Genomic DNA, 26,969 nt, shown 5'->3' with positions numbered 1-26,969 from the left:
GCAAACGTTATGGATATGTATTGCCCAGATGTGCGTCGACAACCGGACCGATCACCGAGACAGCATCGGGATTGGTCATTTCGTTATGGAAAACGTCCACACCGTGGATGACGATATCTCCTGACACGTACGGTCGCCATTCCTGTGGTGACCGAACAATTCCGTCACTCGCGCCTTTCGTTGCAGAAAAGAACAAAACATTTCCGTCGAACACGTCCGGGATGAACTCGGCCATGATTCGCGTCGAGTTCTCGAATCCTGCATTGATTCTGCGCAAATGATCCGCCGTGACACCGGTGGTCTGCCCCAGGGATTCGTCGAGCAGTTCGACACCACGTTCGTAGGTCAACGGCTCGGACGACGCCTGAGCAGTCAGATCCAGCCCCAGACCCGCGAGCAGGTTCTCGACGCTCAGCTCACCGTCGGCCGTCTCGTCATGGCCGTCGACGTAGCTGTCCAGCAACGCGAGAGTCTGCACTTCGCTGCCGGTGCTGCGTAGTTCCACGGCGATCGCATGGGCGAGCGAACCACCGAGCGACCACCCGAGCAGGTGGTACGGACCGACCGGCTGGACAGCCCGAATCTCGTCGGCGTACCGGTGCGCGAGGTCTCGAATCGAGCCGAACGGCGTGCCTTCCACGATGCTGGGCAACTGCAGGCCGTACACGGGACGGTCGTCACCGATCTGGGACACCAGGCCCGCATAGCCCCACGACAACCCGATTCCGGGATGGACGCAGAACAGCGGTTCCTTGGAGCCTGTGCTGCGCAGTGGGATGACCACTCCGAACACCGAATCCAGTTGCGCACCGGACGAATCGACGTCCGACGCGACCCGAGCCGCGAGCCCTGCCGGGGTCGGATCGACGAACAATGCCTGCAGCGGGACGCGAACTCCGACCGCGTTCTCGATGGCCGGGCCGATCTTGGTTGCCACCAGCGACGTGCCACCGAGCTCGAAGAAGTTGTCGTCCATGCCGACTCGTTCGACACCCAATACCTCGGCGAACGCGTCGGCGATGGCTGCTTCGAGATCGGTACTCGGTGCCCGATACGGCGTCGTCGACACCGTCAGTTCCGGCACCGGGAGCGCGCGTCGATCCAGCTTGCCCACCGGAGTGAGTGGGATGTCGGCGAGTTCGATGATGGTCGACGGGACCATGTGGCGCGGAAGAACGGTCGCGACACTGTCGCGCAATGCCTCGACGTCCACCGATGCACCCTCGGCCGGCAGGACGTAGGACACGAGAACCGTGTCTCCCGACGCCGCATTGTGACCGATGGTCGCCGCGAAGCCGACCTCGTCGTGATCGGTGAGCGCGGAGTCGATCTCGCCGAGCTCGATACGGAATCCGCGGACCTTGACCTGGAAGTCGCTGCGTCCGACGAACTCGAGCACACCGGTACTCCCCCAGCGCACGACGTCACCGGTTCGGTACATCCGCTCACCGGCGGTACCGAACGGGTCTGCGACGAAGCGTTCGGACGTGAGCCCGAACCGTCGCAGGTAACCGCGTGCCGTACCGGGGCCTGCGATGTACAGCTCGCCCGACACCCCGGCCGGGACCGGCCGCAGACGTGCGTCGAGCACGAGGAACCGGAATCCGGTACCCGGCCGGCCGACGTCCACCGTGCCGCCTGGCATCAACGGACCGCCGACACTCGCCTGAATGGTCGTCTCGGTCGGACCGTAGCCGTTGAACATCTTGCGGCCCGGTGCCCACTTCGCCACCAGTTCCGGAGTGCAGGCCTCGCCGCCGACGGCGAGGACGCGGACCGTGCCCAAACGTGTTTCGTCGATCGAGGACAACGCCGCCGGAGTCAGGAATGCGTGTGTGACATGTTCCGATTCGAGCAGGTCGGCCAGTTCGCTGCCGCCGAACGTTCCCGGCGGCACGATCACCACGGTGGCACCGACGCCGAACGCCATCGTGAGCTCGTACACCGAGGCATCGAAACTCGGCGAGGCGATGTGCGACACCCGCGAATCCCGGGTGGGACGGAATCGATCGATCACCTCGGCCTGCAGGTTGGCCAGGCCCCGGTGCCGCACTGCAACGCCCTTCGGGCGACCGGTCGAACCCGAGGTGTAGATCAGGTACGCCGGGTGGTCGAGGTGCAGGGTCGCGGTGCGCTCGGCATCGGTGACTGCGGCCACGGGATAGCGAGAGAGCTCCGATGACGTCTCGGGATCGTCCAGGACGAGCCACGGCACGGTGTCGGGCAGCGACTGCCGACTGTCGACGTCGGTCAATCCCATTGCCGCACGCGAATCTTCGAGCATGTGCGCAATGCGGTCGGCCGGGTAGTTCGGGTCGACCGGCAGGAATGCCGCACCGGTCTTGGCGACCGCCCACACCGACAGAACCGACTCGATGGACCGAGGCAGTGCCAAGGCGACGAACGTTTCCGGTCCGACGCCGTAGTCGATGAGCATTCGCGCGATTCGGTTCGACCAACTGTCGAGGTCGGCGTAGGACAGACTCACGCCCCGATACGTGACGGCGACCGCGTACGGGTCGAGCGCCACCGAGGCGGCGAGCATTTCCGGCCACGTTCGCAACGCGACGTCGGCGGACCCGCGAGCCGGTGCCAGAGCCTGCTTCTCGTCGGCACCGAGAATGTCGATATCCCCCACCGCGGTGAGTCGATCGCTGCCGACGGCGTCGAGTACGCGAACCAGTCGCGCCGCGATCGCATCGACGGTGGACGCGTCGAACAGCGAGGTGGCGTAATCGAACGCTGCCTCGAATCCGGTCGGTCGCCCGTCGTCGTCGAAGGTCTCGGACACCAGGAGTTGCAGATCCTGCTTGGCCACGGGAACGTCGAAGTCGAAGCCCTCCACGCGCAGATCCGGTAGCTCGAGTGACGCCTTCTCGTTGTTCTGGAACGACAACGCCACCTGCGACAGCGGTGCATACGCCGTCGATCGCGTGGGATTGAGCACCTCGACGATGCGCTCGAACGGCATCTCGGTGTGATCGAAGGCGTCGAGGTCGTGTGCTTTCACCTGCGTGAGCAGATCCACGAACGAGGCGGAGTCGTCGATCCGGCTGCGCAACACCAAGGTGTTGACGAACATGCCGACGAGATCGTCCAGTGCCGCGTCGCCGCGCCCTGCCACCGGAGTGGTGATCGCGATGTCGTCGGTACCGCTCAGGCGCGCCAGCACCACCGCGAACGCGGCGTGCAACACCATGAACATACTGACGTTCTGCTCGCGGGTGATCTCGACGAGTGCCCGATGGATCTCGGCGTCGACGGTGAAGCGAACCCGGCCACCCCGGAAATCCTGCGTGGTGGGCCGCGGGCGATCGGTGGGCAACGGCAGCAGATCGGGTAGACCTGCGAGCGCCGTCGACCAGTACTCGAGCTGGGCCGCGGCCACGCTCGACTCGTCCTTCTCGTCGCCGAGCAACGAACGCTGCCACAGCGTGTAGTCGGCGTACTGCACCGGCAAGGGCTCCCAGCCCGGCGCTGCTCCCGTGGTGCGCGCCGAGTACGCGAGCACCACGTCCCGTGCCAGCGGTGCCATCGAGGCTCCGTCGGCCGCGATGTGATGCACCACCATCGCTAGCACGAAGACGGGCTCGGCATCGGTATCGGTACCGACGACGTGGAACAGCTCGACGTGCACCGGAATCTCGGTCGTCACGTCGAATCCACGACCCGCCAGGTGCGCCACCCGGTCGGTCAGCACACCGGCATCGATCGCTTCCGGCTCGACCACCGGAGCTACCTCGACGGCCGGATGTACGAGCTGGACCGGGAAGTCCGGTCCGTCCGGGAACGTCGTCCGCAGCGATTCGTGCCGCTCGAGGACGTCGACGACTGCCGCGGCGAGGGCCGCAGTATCGAGCTGCCCGGTCAACTTGACGACCAGTGGCACGTTGTACGCCGCCGAGGTGGTGTCGAACTGGTTGATGAACCACATGCGTTGCTGTGCGAGAGACAGCGGGATGTGATCAGGACGTTGTGTCGCAACGAGATTCGGACGCTGTGCCCGTGTGGACGTTGCGCCGACCGCGCTCGCCAATCCGGCGACGGTCGGCATCTCGAAGATCGTGCGCACGCCGATCGTGGTGCCGAGTTCGGCATTGACGCGAGCGATGACACGGGTGGCGCTGAGCGAGTCTCCACCGAGCTCGAAGAAGCTGTCGTCGGCACCGACCCGATCGACGTCGAGAATCTCGGCGAACACGGCGGCCACGGTGAGCTCGGCCGGCGTGCTCGGCTCGCGGTACGACGTTGCCGACCCGAACTCGGGCACCGGCAACGCGGACCGATCGAGTTTTCCGACCGGTGTGAGCGGAATGGCGTCGAGCACGACGATGGCTGCGGGAACCATGTGCGACGGCAACATGCCGGCCAGGTGGTCGCGCAGGACACCGGTATCGAACGCGTCCGCCGCGCCCTCGGTGGTTCGTACGTACGACACCAGGACGGTCGCTCCCGACGGGCCCGGAGTGCCGAAGGTCGCGGCGAAGTCCACGGACGGATGCGATGCGAGCGCCGCGTCGATCTCGCCGAGTTCGATGCGGAAGCCGCGAACCTTGACCTGCGAATCACTTCGACCGACGTATTCGATCGTCAGATCCGGCGACCACCGCACCACGTCTCCGGTGCGGTACATCCGCGCGCCGGGTGCGCCGAACGGGTCGGCGACGAATCGCTCCGCCGTCAGGCCCAATCGATCGTGGTAACCGCGGGCGAGTCCGACACCCGCGAGATAGAGCTCACCTGCCACGCCGACAGGAACAGGCTGCAGCCGTGAATCGAGCACCACCTCGTACACGCCGCGAACAGGACCACCGATCGAGACGGTGTCACCTGCAGTCATCGGCGTGCTGATGTTGGACATGATCGTGGCCTCGGTCGGACCGTAACCGTTGTAGAGATTCCGGCCCGGTGCCCACTTCGCGACCAACTCGGCCGGTACGGCCTCGCCACCGACGACGACGTCGGCGAACGTGTCGAGCCCGCTCGGGTCGACCGACGCCAGAGCCGACGGGGTGATGAAGCCGTGGGTGACCGACTCCGCTGCCAACAGTGCCGCGAGTTCGTTGCCGCCGTACACGGTGGGCGGCACGATGATCATCGTCGCGCCGACGCCGAAGGCGAGTAGGTACTCGAGCACGGATGCATCGAAGCTCGGGGACGAGACGTGCAGTGTGCGTGAGTCTTTGGTGATTCGGTATCGCTCGCGCTGCTCGGTTGCGAAGTTGTCGAGACCGGAGTGCGTGACGACGACACCCTTGGGCACACCCGTCGAACCCGAGGTGTAGATGGTGTACGCCGCGCTGTCGAAGGCGATGCGTCCGTTCCGCTCGGTGGCGCCGATCGGCTCGTCGCTCACTGCGTTCGGGCCGTCCGTCGCCAGATCGTCGAGGACGATCCAGGGCACGGTCGACGGCAGGTCGTCGAGATGGGCGCGGGTGGTGACGCCGAACGTTGCTCCGGAGTCGGCCAACATGTGCTCGATGCGATCGGCCGGGTAGTTGGGATCCACCGGTACGAATGCCGCGCCGGATTTTGCGACGGCCCAGACCGTCAGCACCGATTCGATCGATCGTGCGATGCCGAGTGCCACGAAGGTCTCGGTGCGCACGCCGTGGCCCAGCAGAATTCGAGCGAGTCGGTTGGACCGACGGTCCAACTCCCGGTACGTCATTTCGCCGTCGGTGCTGCGCAGTGCGATAGCGTCCGGGTTCACCGCGGCAGCGTCGGAGAAGATTTCCGGCAGCAGCCGGGCCGAGCGTCCATCGGGTCCGAACACCGGTGCCAGCGAGGCGAACTCGGCGTCACCGAGGAGTCGCAGCCGTCCCAGTGGCTGCTGTTCGTCCTCGAGCACGGCGTCGAGGACACGCTCGACGCGATCGACGATGGCGTGCACGGAATCGACGTCGAACAGTTCCGGCAGGTACTTCGCCTTCAGGTTGAGGCGCTCGTCGACCGACGAAACCAGAGTCAGCGGGTAGTGCGCTGCGTCGGTTCCGAGAATGTCGGTGACCTGCATACCGGCGAAATCGGTTGCCGCAGAAGCGCCGGCCCGGTCGACGGGGTACGACTCGAACACCGTCAAGGTGTCGAAAGCCACGCCTGCACCCGCTGCGCGTTGGATATCGGTCAGGCCGAGGTAGTGGTGATCCAACAGCGATGCCTGCTCGGCCTGAACCCGATCGACCAGTGCACCCAGCGTTTCGCTCCGGTCGAGCGTGACCCGGACGGGCAGGGTGTTGATGAACAGCCCGATCATGCCCTCGATACCCGGAACCTCCGGCGGACGACCCGACACCGTCGCACCGAACACGACGTCCTCGCGTCCGGTGAGGGTGGCCAGCACGACGCCCCATGCGGTCTGGACGAGGGTGTTGAGGGTCGATCCACGGCGAGCAGCGAAGTCACGCAGTGCCGCGGTGGTCTCGACCGACAACGACCGCTCGGTCTCCTGCGACACGGTGGACAGTTGCCGGCCACGATCGTCGGTGACCAACAGCGTGGGTTCTTCCACGCCGGCCATGGCACTGACCCATTGCGCGGTGGAGATCGCCACGTCGCGTTGGCGCATCCAGGCCAGGTAGTCCCGGTAGGCAGGAATGCGCGGCAGCATCGAGTCGTCGGACTCGGTGACGTAGAGCGTGATGAGTTCCTTGACGACCAGCGGCGTCGACCATCCGTCCAACAGGATGTGGTGGTTGGTCAGCAGCAGACGCCAGTGATCGTCGGCCAGGGTGATGAGCGTGAACCGCAGCAGCGGTGCCCGGTCCATCTCGAAGCGCACCGCACGGTCGGCCTCGAGAACTGCCTCGAGGGCCACCTCGACATCGGGCTCCCCCCGAAGGTCGATCTCGGACCACGGAACAGTGACCGAACTCTGCACGATCTGCAGTGACTCGCCGTTGCTGTTGTGTACGAACGCTGCTCGCAGGTTGGGATGGCGAGAGACCAGTTTGTCGACGGCAGCATGCATCCGCGTCGCATCGACAGTTCCCCGGAGCTCGAGCCCCAGCTGAACCATGTACGCGTCGACACCCGAACCGGCACTGCCGATCTCGCCGGCCAGGCGAGCGTGGAACAGCAAGCCGGCCTGCAGAGGCGACAACGACCACACGTCGTCGAGATTCGGGAACTGCTCTTCCAGAGCATCGATGGATGTCTGATCGATGTCGACCAGCTCGAGATCCGACGGCGTGAAGCCGCCCGCACCGTCGGCCGAGGCGTGCTCGGTGATCGAGGTGAGGGCCTGCGTCCACAGTTCGATCAACCTGCCGACCTCGTCGGCGTCGAGAACGCCCGCGGGGAAGGCGAACGTCGCGTCGAGCTGCGGGCCGTCGGGGGTCGAGGTGGTGACAGCGTTGATGTCCAGCGCCGCAGGCACCGGCATGTCCGGATTCTGCGCGTCGCCGAGCTCTGCGTCGGCCACCGGGATCCAACCCACGTCGTCCATGCCTTCGGTGGATCCGGTGGAGAACCGGCCGAGGTAGTTGAAGCTGACCTGTGGTGCGGCGAAGCCGGACAGAGCCTCGCCTGCAGCGGAATCGAGGTACCGCAGCATGCCGTAGCCGATGCCGTGATCGGGGATCTCGAGCAGCTGTTCCTTGATGGTCTTGACCAGAGCACCGGCCGACGCGCCGCCTGCCAGAGCGTCGGCGACGTCGAGCGACCCGAGATCGAGACGTACGGGGAAGATGGTGGTGAACCAGCCGACGGTCCGACCGAGATCGGCACCGGGCACCACAGCGTCCTCGCGGCCGTGACCCTCGAGAGTCACGAGAGCGTCCCGCACCGCATCGCCGCGTTCGCGACGCCACGCGGTCAAGGCCAGAGCCAAACCAGCCAGCAGGCCGTCGTTGACGCTGCCGCGGAACACGTCCGGGACAGTGGTCAACAGGCGCTCGGTGACCTCGACCGGCAAAGACGTGCGGACACGCTGCACGGTGGCGTCGACGTCGATTCTCTTGTCGAGCGGGCGAGAACCGATCGTCGGGTCGGCTCCGTCGAGGATCCGACGCCACAGTCCGAGCTCGTCGGTTCGGGCGGCCGTGACCTCGGTGAGTCCGGTGGACCACCGACGCATCGAGGTACCGATCGGAGCCAGTTCAGGCTCCTGGCCGGCGACGATCCGACTCCACGCCGTGGCGAGGTCGGGGACCAGAATGCGCCAGGACACGCCGTCGATCACGAGGTGGTGGGCGACCACGAGCAGTCGACCCGAGCCATTGGGGCTCTGGAACCACACCATCTGCACCATGACGCCGTCGGCCGGAACCAGACGATCGGCAGCGGCGTCGAGCTCGGCCGCGGCAACGACGGAGAATTCGGGGCCGTCGACGGATTCGACCGAGACCGCGTGAAGGACGCTCGCAGCCGAGACTGTTCCGACCGGAGACACTTCCTCGTGCCACTCCCCGTTTGCGTCCTGGTAGAGGCGCGCACGCAGCATGTCGTGACGATCGAGCACCGCTGCCACCGTGCGTTCGAGCGTCTCGCGCTCGATGCCGACCGGAAGCTGAAGCAGCGCTGTTTGTGTGTAACGGCCGAATTCGGTGCTGCGGTCCAACATCCACCGCACGACCGGGGTGAGCGGCATCGGGCCGACTCCCCCACCGTCGAGTTCCTCGAGCACCACGGCGTCGCCGCCGAGAACAGCGACCTCGGCGAGAGCGGCCACGGTCTTGCGCTCGAAGATGTCGCGGGGAGCCAGCACCAGCCCGGCGGCCTTGGCGCGCGAGACCAACTGGATCGACATGATGCTGTCGCCGCCGAGTGCGAAGAACGAATCGTCGACGCCGACGCTGTCGAGCCCGAGAACGTCCGCGAACAGACCGGCCAGGATCGATTCGACTTCGGTTGCGGGCAAACGACTTTCGGTGACGTTTGCCGAGAAGTCCGGTGCCGGGAGTGCACGGCGATCGAGTTTGCCGTTGGCGGTCAGCGGCAGCTCGTCCAGGACGATCAACGCTGCGGGCACCATGTACGAGGTCAACGAGTTGCCCACGAAGTCGAGAACGGCCGCATGGTCGAGCGCGCGACCGGCCTCGGCCACGACGTAGCCGATCAGGCGATCACCGAAACCGTCGTCGCGGACGGCGACCACGGAAGCCGCTACCCCATCGAATGCCAGTAGCGCGCTTTCGATTTCGCCCAGTTCGATACGGAAGCCGTGCAACTGGACCTGCATGTCGCTTCGACCCAGGTATTCGAGAGCCCCATCGCGATTCCACCTGGCGGTGTCGCCGGTGCGGTACATACGCGCACCCGCATCGCCGGAGGGGTCGGCAACGAAACGTGTTGCGGACAGCCCTGCTCGGCCGAGGTATCCGCGAGAGAGCTGTGCCCCGGACACGTACATCTCCCCGACGACGCCGGGCGGAACAGGATTGAGGCGGGTGTCGAGAACGGCGACACGCAGCGCCGGGATCGCCTGGCCGATGACGCTGGCCGAAGCGGACGCCGCGAACTGCTCGGTCAGAGCCAGGTGGCTCACGTGGACCGTCGTCTCGGTGATGCCGTACATGTTGACCAGGGTCGGCGATGTCTCCTCGTGCCGTGCGTACCAGCGACCGAGCTGCCCGAGATCGAGTGCTTCTCCACCGAAGATGACGTACCGCAGCGACAGTGCGTCCGATCCGTCGGCGGATCCACCGGCCGCGGTTGCCACACGATCGGCTTCGGCGAACTGGTAGAACGCCGTCGGTGTCTGGTTGAGAACCGTGACCTTCTCACGAATCAGCAACTCGCGGAACAGTTCCGGCGAGCGTGCGGTGTAGTAGTCGACGACCACGAGAGTGCCGCCGTGCAGCAGTGGTCCCCACAGTTCCCACACCGAGAAGTCGAACGCATAGGAGTGGAACATGGTCCACACGTCGCGGTCGTCGAAGTGGAACAGATCCGTGGTGTTCGCGAACAGCGTCGCGACGTTACGGTGCGCGATCTGCACACCCTTGGGACGTCCGGTACTACCCGAGGTGTAGATGACGTAGGCGATCGAATCGGCATCGGTGGTGCCGATGCGGTCGGCGTCGGTCAGCGGGGCTCCGGACACGCTTGCCAGCTCGGCGACCGCTTCGGGTGCATCGAGCAGCAGCATCTCGACATCGGAAGCAGGCACCGATGCACTGTCGGCGACGGTGGAGATCACACAGACCGGTGACGCGTCGTCGAGCATGAAGGCGAGCCGGTCGGCCGGATAGCCGACGTCGATCGGGAGGTAGCCGCCGCCGGATTTGACGACCGCCAGCAGAGCAACGATCAGCTCCTCGGTGCGCGGCATCGCAACCGCCACCAGGGACTCCGCCGTCACGCCACGCGACACGAGGATTCGTGCAAGTCGGTTCGAGCGGTCGTCCAGCTCGGCGTAGGTCAGCGAGCGATCGCCGAACACGACTGCCTGTGCTTCGGGGAACTGCGCAGCGGCAGCGGCGAAGCGGTCGGCCAGTGTCGCATCGGTCGCCGTGTGTCCGTCGTGGTTCCACTGCCGGGCCATGGCGTCGAATTCACCCGGCAACAGGATGTCGATGTCGCCGACAGCACGATCGGGATCGGTGGTCACGCCGGCGAGGACGGCACCGAATCGAGTCGAGAACTCGTCCACGGAGATCTCGTCGAACAGGTCGACCGCATAGGTGATCGCAGCGGTCATGCCCGCCGGAGCACCGGAGTCGTCGAACCGTTCCGCGACGGTCAGCTGGAGGTCGAACTTCGCGACGTGGGCGTCGATGTCGACGGCCTCGACGGTGAGTTCGGGTAGCTCCAGTGCCGCCGAGGTGTTGTTCTGGAATTCGAGCAGTACCTGGAACAACGGCGAGTGATCGGTGGACCGGGCCGGATCGAGGACGTCGACGAGGCGCTCGAACGGCACGTCGGTGTTGTCGAACGCCGCCAGGTCCGCGGTACGGGTTCGGCGGAGCAGCTCGGTGAACGAGAGATCGGGTGCTACCTCGGTGCGCAGAACCAGCGTCCCGACGAACATGCCGACCAAATCGTCGAGCGCTGCGTCGCCACGCCCGGCGATGGGCGTGCCGACTGCGATGTCCTCGGTCCCGCTGAGGCGAGCCATGAGGATCGACCATGCTGCATGCATGGCCATGAACACGGTCGCGTCGTTCGCGCGGGCGAGGTCCACCAGGCCGGCGTGGACGTCTGGCTCGATCTCGAACCGAACACTGTTGCCGCGCATCGACTGCCGAGCCGGGCGAGGATGGTCGAGCGGAAGCGGCAGCAGCTCGGGTAGATCCGCGAGAGTGGACTTCCAGAACTCCAGCTGCTGTGCTGCCACCGAGCTCGGGTCGGACTCGTCGCCGAGAACCGAGCGTTGCCACATCGCGAAATCGGCGTACTGAACGTCGAGCGGCACCCACATCGGGGCCAACCCCGACACGCGAGACCCGTACGCCACCATGACATCTCGGGCCAACGGTGCCATGGACGCGCCGTCGGCGGCAATGTGATGCACGATGATCGACAGCACGAAATCCTCGGGTGCCGTCCGGTACAGAACGGCCCGGAAGGGCAGGTCCTTCGACACGTCGAATCCGCGGGCGGCAGCGGACGAGATCGCGGTGACGATCTCGGTGGCATCGACGTCGACGACCTGCAGATCGGTCGTCGCCGCGTCGGTGCCGAGAATGTGCTGCTCGGGGCGATCGCCGTGCGAGGGGAACACGGTGCGCAGCGACTCGTGCCGCGCCAGCACGTCACCGATCGCAGCGTTCATTGCCTCGATGTCGAGACGGCCTGTCAATCGAACCGCGAGCGGGATGTTGTAGGCGGCCGAGTCGACGTCGAACTGGTTGATGAACCACATTCTCTGCTGAGCCATCGACAACGGAATCGAGCTCGGGCGAGGCTTCGCAGTGAGCGCCGGACGGCGCGCGGCACCGGCTGGGTTGCTGTGCACTCGCACCGCCAACGACTCGACCGTCGGTGCCTCGAACAACGCACGAACGCTGACAGCGGTGTCGAGGGCTGCATTCACCCGAGCGGTGAGGCGGGTGGCGCTCAGCGAGTCTCCACCGAGATCGAAGAAGCTCGAGTCGATGCCGACGCTGCCCACGCCGAGAACCTCGCCGAAGATGTCGGCGATGATTCGCTCGGTCTCGTTGCGAGGAGCGCGCGAGTCGCTGCCGAGGTGCAGATCCGGGGCGGGCAGCGCCTGTCGATCGAGCTTGCCCGCGGGCGTGAGTGGGATCGACTCCAGGGCAACGAACGCCGTCGGAATCATGTGTGTCGGAAGCGAACTCGACGCCCGAGTGCGCAGCGTCGTCACATCGATTTCGTGGCCGGGCCGCGGAAGAACGTAGGCGACCAGGATCGTGTTTCCGGCAGGTCCGTCGACACCGATCGTCGTAGCGAATTCGACTGTCGGATCATCGGTCAGCACCGCGTCGATCTCGCCGAGCTCGATACGGAAACCGCGCACCTTGACCTGGAAGTCGCTGCGTCCGACGTACTCGAGGGTTCCCGACTCGGTCCACCGCACGACGTCGCCGGTTCGGTACATACGCTCGCCGGGCTCGCCGAACGGGTTCGCGACGAACCGCTCTGCCGTCAGACCGAATCGCGAATGGTAGCCACGCGCCAGGGCGGGGCCGGCGAGGTAGAGCTCTCCTGCGACACCGACCGGTACCGGATGCAGACGCGAATCCAGCACTACCTCGCCGAAACCGATTGTCGGCGAGCCGATATCGATGGGCGAGCCAACGTGCAGCTGGTCACTGACGGAGGAGAAGATGGTGGCCTCCGTGGGGCCGTACGCATTGAACATGCGCCGGCCCGGTGCCCACCGTGCGACGAGCTCGGGCGGACACACGTCGCCACCGGTTGCAACGACGCTCAGTTCGGTCAGACCGTCGGGGTCCACCGAGGCGAGGGCCGCGGGAGTCACGAACGCATGCGTGACGTGCTGCTGCGCCAGGAGCTCGCCGAGCTCCACGCCGCCGTAGACGGAGGTGGGTGCGATCACCATCGTGGCGGCACCCGAAATCACCATGGCCAGCTCGAGAATGGATGCATCGAAGCTCGGTGACGCGAACGCGAGAACCCGCGCGTTCGGAGTCACCTCGAAACGAGACCGTTCTTCCTCGGCCAGGTTGGCCAGGCCGCGATGAGTGACGGTGACGCCTTTGGGAACTCCGGTGGAGCCGGAGGTGTAGATCAAGTACGCGACCTGGTCGATGTGTACCGGTCGAGTGCGGTCGGAGTCGAGAACCGGTGCGGTCGAACGGTTCGCGAGATCGCGGCGAGTGTCGTCGCGGTCGAGGACGGACCACGTAGCCGAGCCCAGACCCTCGACGGCACCGACGTGTTCGGTCGACGTGACGCCGATGGACGCGCCGGAGTCGACCAGCATGTGCTCGACTCGATCACGGGGGTAACTCGGATCGATCGGCAGGAAGGCCGCACCGGTCTTGGCCACGGCCCAGATTGCGAGAACCGATTCGATGGAGCGCGGCAAAGCAAGTGCCACAACGGTTTCCGGACCTGCTCCGCGGGCGATCAACGCACGCGACAGCGCAGACGACCGAGTGTCCAATTCGGTGTAGGTCAGTGTCCGACCTGCGCTCCACACTGCCGTACCACCGGGGTTGCGGGCAGCAGCATCGGTGAGGATGTCCGGCAGGAGGCGCTCGGTCGTGGAAGCGGGACCACGTACCGGGGCCAGCCTGTTCGATTCCTCCGAGGACAGCAGCGACAGCGATGCGACCCGTTGGTCGGTGTCGGTCGCGATCGCCTCGAGAACACGCACGATTCGATCGACGGTGGCGACGACGACACTGTGCTCGAACAGCCCGGGCAGGTACTTGGCTTCGATGTGCAATCGGTCGTCGACCATCGCGACCAGGGTCAGCGGATACTGTGCGGTGTCGCTGCCGTCGTGCACGTCGTGCACCCGCATGCCGGCGAGATCGGTCTCGGCCGACAGACCCGCGCGGTCCATCGGATACGACTCGAACACGGTGAGCGTGTCGAACGCGACCGCGGGACCGACGGCACGCTGGATATCGGTCAGGCCCAGGTAGTGGTGATCGAGCAGCGAAGCCTGTTCGGCCTGCACCCGATCGAGGTACTGGCCGAGTGTCTCGGCTGGATCCAGCACGATGCGCACCGGCAGCGTGTTGATGAACAGACCGACCATGGACTCGATATCCGAGACCTCCGGCGGACGTCCCGAGACGGTGGCACCGAACACTACGTCCGTGCGACCGGTCAACGTGCCCAGCACCATAGCCCACGAAGCCTGCACCATCGAGTTCATCGTGATGCCGCGTGCCCGGGCGAGACTGCGCAGTCGTTCGGTCTGCTCGATGTCCAGGGAAACCAACGCGCGGCCGGCCAATGTCGACTCCTGGCGACGGCTCTCGACCGGCGTCAGCAGGGTGGGTTCGGCGAGACCCGCGAGCGCTTCCGTCCATGCCGCACGAGCTGCCGAGTGATCACGCCGCGACAACCACGACAGGTAGTCGCGGTACGCAGGTACGCGCGGAAGAACGGCGTCGTCGCCGTCCACGACGTAGAGCGTGAGCAGGTCCTTGAGGAGCAGCGGCGTCGACCATCCGTCGAGCAGGATGTGGTGGTTGGTCATCACCAGACGCCACTCGCCCGGGGCCAGCGTCACGAGCATGAAGCGCAACAACGGCGCCTGTGCCATGTTGAATCGCGTTGCGCGGTCGTCGTGTTCGATTCTCTCGAGCTCGGCTGCGCGATCGTCGACGCTCAGCGACGACAGGTCGACCGAGGTCCACGGCACATCGACGTCGTGATGCACGATCTGGATGGATTCGCCGTCGTTGTTGTGCACGAACGCCGTGCGCAGGTTCGCGTGGCGCCGCAGTAGAGCCTGGGCAGCGCGGCGGAAGCGAGCCTCGTCGACGTCCCCGCGGAGGTCGAGCACCAGCTGCACGATGTAAGCATCGACGGACTGATCCGACAGTTCGGCATGGAAGAGCAAACCGGCCTGCAGAGGCGTCATCGACCAGATGTCGTCGAGAGTCGGGTACACCCGCTCGAGATCGTCGATGGACTTCTGGTCGAGGCTCACCAGATCGAGATCGGACGGGGTGAACCCGCCGGTCCCCGGTCGCTGAGCGAGCTGCGTCAGCGCGGTGAGAGCCTGCTTCCACAACTGGGCGAGTTCGGTGACCTCGTCGGCGTCGAGCACGCCCGTCGGGAATGCGAAGGTCGCCTCCAACCGCGGTCCGGTCGGTGTGGCCGTGGTGACCGCGTTGATGTCGAGCGCAGCGGCGACCGGCAGGTCCTCGTCCTGGGAATCACCGACGCCGGAGTCGTCGACCGGCAGCCACCCGTGTCCGCGGAGCTCGTCCGGAACGTCGGTGCTGTATCGACCGAGGTAGTTGAAACTGACCTGGGGTGCCGGGAAGTCACGCAGTGTCGCACCGGCCTCCTCGTCCAGGTAGCGGAGCATGCCGTACCCGATGCCGTGATCGGCAACGGCGAGCAGCTGCTCCTTGACGGACTTGACCAGCGCTGCTGCCGCGTCCCCGCCGGCGAGAGCGTCGTCGAGGTCGATCCCGTCGAGGGTCAGTCGAAGTGGGTAGATGGTGGTGAACCAACCGATGGTGCGGCTGAGATCGGCTCCCGGAACCACATGGTCCTCACGGCCGTGGCCCTCGAGAGAGATCAGTGCGTCGGACACGACGACACCGCGGTTTCGTCGCCACACGGCGGTCGCCAGAGCCAGAGCGGCCAGCAGACCGTCGTTGACGCTGCCGTGGAACGCCTCGGGCAGAGCCGTCAACAGGCCCTCGGTGACATCGGTCGACAGAGTGACTTCGACCTTGTCCACCGTTCGATAGACGTCGATCTCGCGGTCGAGTGCGCGTGAACCGATCAGCGGATCGGGATCGGCGAGCGCGTCGCGCCATACTGCGAGCTCGTCCGAACGCGTTGCGGTGACCTCCCGCAGGCCGTGCGCCCAACGACGCATCGAGGTACCGACCGGGGCCAGTTCCGGTGTGCTGCCGCCGATGATCTGAGCCCACGCCGACGCGAGGTCGGGCACGAGAATTCGCCACGAGACGCCGTCGATCACCAGGTGGTGCGCGACGACGAGCAGTCGGCTGCCTTCGGAGCCGGCGTCGAACCAGACCATCTGAATCATGACACCGGCATCGGGTGCCAGACGATCCACTGCTGCAGCGGCTTCCGACCTGGCCTGATCCGAGAACTCCGGTCCCCGAACACTGTTCGACTCCACCCGGCGGACGACGGACTGCGCCGTCACGGAACCGATCGGGAGCACCTCCATCGACGGCTCTCCGGCACGGTGCAGAACTGCACGGAGCATGTCGTGGTGATCGAGGACAGTCTGAACGGTTGCTTCGAGAACGTCGAGCTCGATATCGGACGGCAGTGTCAGCACGGCAGTCTGTGTGTGCTTGTCGAGTACCGACGTGCGGTCGAGCATCCAGTGCACGATCGGGGTGAGCGGGACGTCGCCGACGCCACCGCCGGGCAGCTCGTCGAGCACGAGCGGAACGGTCCCGTCGCCGGCGGCGACGACCTCGGCCAGTGCGGCAACGGTCTTGTGCTCGAACACATCTCGCGGCGACAGAGCCAGCCCTGCCGCTTTCGCGCGGGAGACGAGCTGAATCGACATGATGCTGTCTCCGCCGAGCGCGAAGAAGGAGTCGTCGACTCCGACGCGATCGAGGCGGAGCACCTCGGCGAACAAACCGGCGAGCGTCTTCTCGACGGCATTGTCGGCGTCGCGTCCCGAGGTGACCTGAGCGGACCAGTCGGGTTCGGGGAGGGCTTTGCGGTCGAGTTTGCCGGCCGGAGTCAACGGGATCGACTCCAACATCACGAACGCCGAGGGCACCATGTGCGCAGGCAGCACCGACGCCGCATGATCCCGCAGCACACCGGCATCGAACGACGCACCGGCCACCGGCAACACATACGACACCAACACCGTCGACCCCGCCGCGGACTCACGCCCGACAGTGACCACGAAATCGACACCCGACACAGCCGCCAACACCGAATCGATCTCACCCAACTCGATGCGGAAACCACGCACCTTCACCTGAAAATCGCTGCGCCCCACATACTCCAACGCACCCGAGGCATTCCACCGCACCACATCACCGGTGCGATACATCCGCGAACCCGCACCACCGAACGGATTGGCCACGAACCGCTCCGCCGACAACCCCGACCGCGCGTGATACCCACGAGCCAACGCCGGACCCGCCAGATACAACTCACCCACCACACCCACGGGCACCGGATTCAACCGCGCATCCAACACCACCTCCGCGAAACCGATCGTCGGCGAACCGATATCGACCGACTCCCCCACCACCAACGCCGACGAAATCGACGAGAAGATCGTCGCCTCCGTCGGACCGTACGCATTGAACATCCGCCGACCCGGCGCCCACCGCGCCACCAACTCCGGAGCACACACATCACCACCGGTGACCACGACCTCCACCGAATCCAACCCCACCGGATCCACCGACGCCAACGCCGCCGGAGTCACGAACGCATGCGTGACCCGCTCCTCGGCGAGCAACGACGCCAACTCCACCCCACCGAACACCATCGCCGGCGCAATCACCATCGTCGCCCCACCCGAGAACGCCAACACGAACTCGAGAATCGACGCATCGAAACTCGGCGACGCGAACGCCAACACCCGAGACGACGGCCCCACACCGAACCGAACCCGCTCCTCGGCAGCCAAGTTCCCCACACCACGATGAGTGACCACCACACCCTTGGGCACACCCGTGGACCCCGAGGTATAGATCAGATACGCCGCATCATCGAGACGCAACACACCCGAACGCTCGGCATCCAACACCGGAGCAGGCGAAGCGAACGCCAGATCCGCCACCACATCGGCATCGTCGAGCACCACCCACGACACCCCACCCACACCCGCAACCGCATCCAGATGCGCACCCAACGTCACACCCACCACAGCACCGGAATCGACCAACATGTGCTCGATCCGATCCACCGGATAATTCGGATCCACCGGCAAGAACGCACCACCGGCCTTCGCCACCGCCCACACCGCCACCACAGACTCCACCGACCGCGACAACGCCAACGCCACGAACGACCCCGGACCCACACCACACGACATCAACACCCGCGCCACACGCGACGATGCCGCATCCAACTCCCCATACGAGAGCACCCGCGAACCCGACACCACCGCAACACCACCGACACCAGCAACACCGACCGCACCAGCCAACAACTCCGGCAACACCACACCCGCAACAGAACGCGGACCACGAACCGGAGCCAACGCGGAGTACTCGTCGGTCGAGAGGATGTCGATGTCGCCGACGCGAACGGACGGCGTGGCCGTCACAGCGTCGAGGATCCGCACCAGACGATCGGACATGACACGCACGGTGTCGGCATCGAACAGTTCTGTGGCGTAACGGAAGCTGGCTTCGATGCCGACCGGGTTCCCGGAAGCGTCGAACTCCTCGGAGACCGTGAGCTGCAGGTCGAAGTTGGAGATGTCGTTGGGCAGTTCGATGCCCTCGATCGACAGCCCGGGCAAGGTCACCGTCGGGCGATCGGTGTGCTGGAACTCGAGCATCACCTGGAACAACGGGGCGTGAGCGGTGGACCTGGCGGGGTCGACGGCGTCGACGACCCGCTCGAACGGCACGTCCGCGTGGGTGAAGGCCGCCAGGTCGACGGTGCGCACATCCGCCAACAGATCCTCGAACGGAGTCGACCCGGGCACCTGCGTGCGGAGGACGAGCGTGTTGACGAACATGCCGACGAGCTCGTCGAGTGCGGCATCGCCTCGACCGGAGATCGGTGTGCCGACCGAAATGTCCTCGGTACCGGACAGCCGTGCCAGCAGCACGGCCAGAGCGGCGTGCACGATCATGAACGAGCTCGAATTGTGCTGCGCGGCAACGGCCACGAGCCGAGCATGTACTGCGGGATCGATCGCGAACGAGACGGTGTCGCCGCGCAAGGACGCAACTGCCGGACGCGGGCGATCGGTCGGCAACGGCAGCACTTCCGGGCTGCCCGCCAACGCGTCGACCCAGTACGTCACCTGCTTCGCCATCAGGGAGTCGGGATCGGATTCCTCGCCGAGGAAACGGCGCTGCCACAGCGCGTAGTCGGCGTACTGCACCGGCAACGGTTCCTGGCTCGGCGCATGACCTGCAGCTCGGGCGCTGTACGCCACCATCAGGTCGCGGGCGAGCGGCGCGCTGGAGAAGCCGTCGGACGAGATGTGATGGACCACCATGACGAGTACGTGTTCGTTCTCGTCCTGACGGATCAGGCGGACGCGCAACGGAACATCGGCCACGACGTCGAATCCGGCACCGGCGACGGCGCCGATGAGCTCGGCGACCTGCCGGTCGTCCTCTGCGGGAACCGGAGTCAGGTCCGGAACGGCCGATGCCACGTCGAGGACGGACTGCACGGGGCCGTCGTCGGTGAGCGGGAACATCGTTCGAAGAGACTCGTGGCGTGTGAGCACGTCCGCTATGGCCGAGCGCATCGCGTCGACGTCGAGGAGGCCGCTCAGGCGCATCGCGAACGCGACGTTGTAGGCAGCCGACTCGGTGTCGTACTGATTGATGAACCACATCCGCTGCTGTGCCAGCGACAGCGGCACCACCGCGGGTCGTTCCTGAGGCACCAACCGAGGCGTCGGTGCGGAGTCCTGTGCGCTGACGTCGATGCCCGCGGACAGCGATCGAACAGTCGGTGAATCGAACAGATCTCGGATGCCGATGTCGGTTCCGAGGGCGGCATTGACGCGTGCGACGAGGCGCATCGCGATCAGCGAGTTGCCGCCGATCTCGAAGAAGCTCGAGGTCGCGCTGACCTGTGCAACGCCGAGCAGATCCGCGAAGACGCCCGCGACGATCTCTTCGACCGGATTCTCCGGTCCGACGAATTCGGACGCAGCAACGGTGAACTCGGGGGCCGGCAGTGCCTTTCGGTCGAGCTTGCCGCTGGCATTGAGAGGAAGTGAGTCGAGTACGACCACATGCGAGGGCACCATGTACCCCGGCAGCCGACGTCCGGCTTCGGCGATTACCTCGGCCGAGTCGACCGCGTGACCGGATGCGGAGACCACGTAGGCCACCAACGTCTCGCCGGTGTTCGGATCCTTGTGCACCAGAGCGATTGCCTGGGCGACGGACTCCGAGCGCAGCAGCACCGCTTCGATCTCGGGAAGCTCGATACGCAGACCACGCAGCTTCACCTGGAAGTCGGTACGGCCGATGTACTCGAGTTCGCCGTCGGCGCGCCAACGAACCAGGTCGCCGGTGCGGTAGAGACGTTCACCCGGCTCGCCGAACGGATCGGCGACGAAGCGATCGGCGGTGAGATCGCCGCGGCCGACGTAGCCGCGAGCGAGCTGAACTCCGGCCAGGTACAGCTCGCCGGGAGCACCGATCGGGGCCGGTCGAAGCGACGCGTCGAGCACGTACAGACGGGTGTTCCAGACCGGCGAACCGATGGGAATGGACACGCCGTCGTGGCCGGTGACGTGGTAGTAGCTGACGTCGACGGCGGCCTCGGTAGGACCGTAGAGGTTGTGCAGCTCGGCCTGGGAGAACTGCGCGAACTGCGCGGCGGTGGCGGGCGGAAGTGCTTCGCCACTGCAGAAGACGAGCCGTAGTGACACACAGTCCGCAGCCCGAGCTCCGGCTGCGAACACCGCGAGCATCGACGGCACGAAGTGCGCGGTGGTGATGTGTTCGGCCGCGATGATCTTCGACAGGTACACCGGGTCGCGATGGCCGTCGGGCTCCGCCACGACGAGCTTGGCACCGACCTGTAGGGGCCAGAAGAACTCCCACACCGATACGTCGAACGTGGCCGGGGTCTTCTGCAACACCGTGTCGGCGGGCGCGAGGTGGTACTCGTCCTGCATCCACAGCAGTCGGTTCACGATGGCCGAGTGCGTGACGGCGACGCCCTTGGGTCGGCCGGTGGAGCCGGAGGTGTAGATCACGTAGGCGGTGTTGGCTCCGTGCAGGCTTCCGAGGCGGTCCTGGTCAGTGATCGAGGAGCGGTCGCGATCGGAGACGTCGAGAAGATCCACCGCGAGAACGGGAGTGGCGACCGCGATGTCGATCCAATCGCGGCTCGTGGTGAGAATGCACACCGGCTGAGCGCTCGACAGCACGTAGGACGATCGCTCGACCGGGTGATCGGGGTCGATCGGTACATAGGCACCGCCGGCCTTGACGATCGCGTACATGCCCACGAGCAGATCGATCGAACGTCGGATCGCGAGCCCGACGTGGGACTCGGGCCCCACGCCCAGTGAAATGAGATGCCGTGCAAGCTGATTGGCGCGCTCGTCCAGCTCCAGGTAGGTGATGTGCTCGTCCTCGAAGACGAGGGCGGTCGAGTACGGACTGCGCAGCACCTGACGGTCGAACAGACTGCTCAGAGTCATGTCGACGGCCCCGGTGTGGAGCTGCCGGTGGACCGGATCCTCGATGAGACGTGCGGTGTCGTTCCACTCGAACAGTACGAGTTCTCGTTCGGCCGGGGACAGAATGTCGATGTCGCCGGTACGAATGTCCGTCGAGCTGCCGATGGTCGCGACGATCCTCAGGAACCGGTCGACGAAACGGTCGATGGTCTCGGGATCGAACAGATCCGTTGCGTACGTGAACGACGCCGACAGGGCGCCGGACTCGTCGACCGGTTCCTGGTCGACGCGAAGCTGCAGGTCGAATTTCGCAGTGTCGGTACCGATTTCCTCGAACTCGACGACGAGTTCGGGTAGCTCGAGCACTGCGGTGGCGTTGTTCTGGAATTCGAGGAGCACCTGGAACAGGGGTGAATGATCGGTCGACCTGGCGGGATCGAGTACGTCCACGAGCCGCTCGAACGGAATGTCGGTGTTGTCGAAGGCCGCGAGGTCGGAGCTACGAGCGCCGGCGAGCAGTTCGGCGAAGCTGGCCTGTGGCTCGACCTGCGTGCGAAGAACGAGGGTTCCGACGAACATTCCGACGAGATCGTCGAGTGCTGCGTCCCCTCGGCCGGCGATCGGGGTGCCGATGGCGATGTCCTGGGTGCCGCTCAGGCGCGCGAGGAGCACGGCCAGAGCGGAGTGCACCACCATGAACAGAGTCGACTCGTGTTCGGCAGCAACCGAAGACAGGCGAGCTGCGACATCGGCCGGAATGGTGAACGGTGTGACGCTGCCGCGCATCGACTGACGGGTGGGGCGCGGTCGGTCGAGCGGCATCGGTAGTACGTCGGGAAGGTCGGTCAGCGCGGACTTCCAGAATTCGATCTGGCGTGCTGCCACGGACGTGGGGTCGTTCTCGTCGCCGAGCACGTCGTGCTGCCACAGCGCGAAGTCTGCGTACTGCACCGGCAGTGGCGCCCACGTCGGCTGCGAACCCGCGGATCGAGCACTGTAGGCGACCATGACGTCGCGGGCGAGCGGTGCCATCGAGGCACCGTCGGCAGCGATGTGATGGACCACGATCGAGAGCACGAAGCTCTCCGGGCCGGTGCGGTACAGAACCGCCCGGAAAGGGAGATCGACGGTGACGTCGAATCCCGTTGTGGCGGAGCTACGTACGAGCGCGTCGACGGCATCGGCAGCCACGTCGACGACGCGGAGCGGAAGGTTCGGTCCGGTGACGTTCTCGGGCGGAAGTATCACCTGATTCGGCAGGTCGCCCACTGTGGGGAACACCGTGCGCAGCGACTCGTGTCGAGTCAGCACGTCGCCGACGGCAGCGGACATCGCATCGACGTCCAGCCGGCCCGACAGGCGAACGAGAAGAGGAATGTTGTACGCAGGCGAGGATGCATCGAACTGATTGATGAACCACATACGTTGCTGCGCCAGCGACAGCGGAACGGACTCCGGCCGATCGGCGGGAACCAATGCCGGGCGACGGTGCAGCGATGCGCCCGTCGACTCCGCACGGTCGGCGAGGGTGCGAACCGTCGATGCCTCGAACAGATCGAGGACCCGCAGATCCGTACCCAGAGCTGCGTTGACGCGGGCGATCAAACGTGTTGCGACAAGGGAGTTTCCGCCGAGATCGAAGAAGCTGTCGGTGACGCCGACACGATCGAGCTCCAGTACGTCGCAGAACACGGCAGCCACAGCCGCCTCGTACTCGGTTTCCGGCGACTCCGTGGTGCTCTGCGAACCGAGCTCGGGTTCGGGGAGGGCTTTGCGGTCGAGTTTGCCGGCCGGAGTCAACGGGATCGACTCCAACATCACGAACGCCGAGGGCACCATGTGCGCAGGCAGCACCGACGCCGCATGATCCCGCAGCACACCGGCATCGAACGACGCACCGGCCACCGGCAACACATACGACACCAACACCGTCGACCCCGCCGCGGACTCACGCCCGACAGTGACCACGAAATCGACACCCGACACAGCCGCCAACACCGAATCGATCTCACCCAACTCGATGCGGAAACCACGCACCTTCACCTGAAAATCGCTGCGCCCCACATACTCCAACGCACCCGAGGCATTCCACCGCACCACATCACCGGTGCGATACATCCGCGAACCCGCACCACCGAACGGATTGGCCACGAACCGCTCCGCCGACAACCCCGACCGCGCGTGATACCCACGAGCCAACGCCGGACCCGCCAGATACAACTCACCCACCACACCCACGGGCACCGGATTCAACCGCGCATCCAACACCACCTCCGCGAAACCGATCGTCGGCGAACCGATATCGACCGACTCCCCCACCACCAACGCCGACGAAATCGACGAGAAGATCGTCGCCTCCGTCGGACCGTACGCATTGAACATCCGCCGACCCGGCGCCCACCGCGCCACCAACTCCGGAGCACACACATCACCACCGGTGACCACGACCTCCACCGAATCCAACCCCACCGGATCCACCGACGCCAACGCCGCCGGAGTCACGAACGCATGCGTGACCCGCTCCTCGGCGAGCAACGACGCCAACTCCACCCCACCGAACACCATCGCCGGCGCAATCACCATCGTCGCCCCACCCGAGAACGCCAACACGAACTCGAGAATCGACGCATCGAAACTCGGCGACGCGAACGCCAACACCCGAGACGACGGCCCCACACCGAACCGAACCCGCTCCTCGGCAGCCAAGTTCCCCACACCACGATGAGTGACCACCACACCCTTGGGCACACCCGTGGACCCCGAGGTATAGATCAGATACGCCGCATCATCGAGACGCAACACACCCGAACGCTCGGCATCCAACACCGGAGCAGGCGAAGCGAACGCCAGATCCGCCACCACATCGGCATCGTCGAGCACCACCCACGACACCCCACCCACACCCGCAACCGCATCCAGATGCGCACCCAACGTCACACCCACCACAGCACCGGAATCGACCAACATGTGCTCGATCCGATCCACCGGATAATTCGGATCCACCGGCAAGAACGCACCACCGGCCTTCGCCACCGCCCACACCGCCACCACAGACTCCACCGACCGCGACAACGCCAACGCCACGAACGACCCCGGACCCACACCACACGACATCAACACCCGCGCCACACGCGACGATGCCGCATCCAACTCCCCATACGAGAGCACCCGCGAACCCGACACCACCGCAACACCACCGACACCAGCAACACCGACCGCACCAGCCAACAACTCCGGCAACACCACACCCGCAACAGAACGCGGACCACGAACCGGAGCCAGGCGCGCACGTTCGGCGGTGGAGAGCAACTCCACGTCACCGACGGCACGCTGTGGGTCACTCGTCAGTGCGTCGACGATGCGCACCAGACGACGACCGATCTGAGCGACACTGCCGGCATCGAACAGTTCTGTGGCGTAATCGATGACAACATGCGGAGATTCGGACTCGTGAACCGTGACGACGAGATCGAAATCTATTCCGTCGCGCGGAAGCGGAGACTCCCCGAAGCGGAGCGCGACCTGGGCGAGGGGGTTGTGCGAGCCGGTTTCGGCCGAGCCGAGTGCTCGGGCTATCTCGGCGAAGGTGGCATCGGCGTGGGCCGACGCATCTACGAACTCTGCCGCGGTGGTGCCGACGAAGTCCGAGAACGACTGACGGCCGTCGGGGCGGGTGCGCAGAACAACCGTCTCGCCACGGCCGGAGGGTACTGCGATCGAGACGTCGTCGGTGGATGCGAGACGCGAAAGAAGAACGGCCACAGCGGATTCGAGCACGACGAACGGGGTGGTCGAGCTGTCGTCGGCGAGTCGGCTCACGGCATCCCACGCTGCGGACCCGAGGGCAACCTCGTGCGATGCGCGAACATGCCCGATGCGCGAAGGCCGGGGGCGGTCGGTCGGCAGCGCGAGCAGGTCCGGTGCATCGGCCAGTCGATCGACCCAGTGGGCTACGTGCGCCGCAGCGCGGCGGCGGCGGCGACCTTCGAGGGCGCTGTCCGGATGAACTTGCAGGACGGGCACGTCCGGGCCGGACGCGATGAATTCGGTGACCATGTCGACGAAACTGGAGTGATGCGTCGTCAGGTCGTTGTCGTCGTAGCGGTTGGGGTTTGCCCGGAAATCGACGAATGTTCGTGCGGGAGTACCACTCTGGTATACGTTGACGAGGAGGTCCTCGACCGGGCCGGACGTGACGATGTTGAATTCGCCGACGATCGAGCCGAGCTGAATCTGCTGATGGAACAGCATCATGTTGACCATCGGGCCGGCGAGTTGTTTGTCGCTTCCCGTGGCTGCCAACTCGCGCCGAATGTCTTCGATGCTGAACCTCTGGTGCCGCAACGCACCCATCAGCTCGAGCTGTACCTGCTGTACGAGTTCACCGACGGTGGCCTTCTCGGAGACGCGCATCGGAATGGGTGCGACGTTGACCAACATTCCGCCGGATCGACGGAGGAGGGCCGTGGTGCGCGCGGACACGGGGATATTGACCAGGACGTCTTCTCGCCCGGTCATGCGCGAGAGGTAACAGCCGAATGCAGCGATGAACACCGCGGCGGCCGTCCCGCCCTTCGTCGAGTCCGACGCTTCGAGTTCGGTGACGACGTCATCGGGCAGTGCGACACTGCGCAGCTTGCTGGCCGCGATGGTACGACCGGGTGTGTTGGACAGCGTGGCACCGTCGTGGATGCCCGCGGCCCTGGATGTCCAGTACTCCTTGTCCGTGTCGAAACGAGTGGACGTCCGGTACTCCTGATCGAGGTCGTACAGTCGCCGAAGTTCGGCTGCCTTGTTCGGCTCGGGTTCGACATTCTCGACCGCTGCGGTGTAGAGCGCGGCGGTGCGCTGGACCAGTGTCATGGCACCGTAGCCGTCCAGGGCGACGTGGTGGATCTTGCTGTACCAGAGGTTGCGTTCGTCCTCGACCTGAAGGATCCAGCTGTCGACGAGCGGATCGTTCTCCATGTCGACCGGCTTGACGTAGTTCTCGTCTATCCACGCCAGCGCGGACGCCATCGGATCGTCTTCGCCGCGAAGATCCAGGTAATGCACCGATTGATCTATGCCGTGGTCGACCGTCTGAACCGGCTCCCCGTCGACCTGGGCCAGGCGCAGGTAGGCCGACTGGAACTCGTGCCCGGCGCGGGCCGACGCCTCCTGGAGAACCGCTATGTCGAGTGGTCCGCGCAGATCGACGTATTGGGCGATACAGACAGCGACGTCAGGCGCGAGTTGTTGCGCAAACCACATTCCGCGCTGCGCCGAGGACAGCGGGAAGGAATTGTCGAACCCTGTTCCGGTCGGCGGGACCTGAGAGCCACCGGTGGTCACTGCGCGCATTCACTTGCCTTTCGGCGGGACGGAGGCACCGGCAAAAGCCGACGTCGAACCCGTGGAATCGGAGCCTTCGGCCTGGTGAGAGATCTCCGGCCGCGGCGGCGTCTGCGCGCGATTGAGCAATTCTGGCGTCCGTTCTGGTCTGCGTTCGTATCGGTCCACACACACTCGGTGGCGGTTGTGGGGCTGTTTGGATTCGTCGCCTGGAGCT

The 26,969-nt window shown here is 65.6% G+C and carries 1 protein-coding gene; it reads right to left on the bottom strand.

The window, feature by feature from the left end:
* Positions 1-7: 7 nt before the first annotated feature.
* Positions 8-26,761 (bottom strand): non-ribosomal peptide synthase/polyketide synthase, encoded by a 26,754-nt coding sequence (locus CH285_RS14720; RefSeq protein ID WP_176458611.1) that lies wholly within the window; start codon positions 26,759-26,761, stop codon positions 8-10.
* Between the last annotated feature and the right edge of the window lie 208 nt (positions 26,762-26,969).

This window comes from Rhodococcus sp. 05-2256-B1, assembly GCF_002258465.1.
GTDB lineage: Bacteria > Actinomycetota > Actinomycetes > Mycobacteriales > Mycobacteriaceae > Rhodococcoides > Rhodococcoides fascians.
Note: the sequence above shows the minus strand (reverse complement) of the source record. Positions and strands in the feature narration are given on the sequence as shown.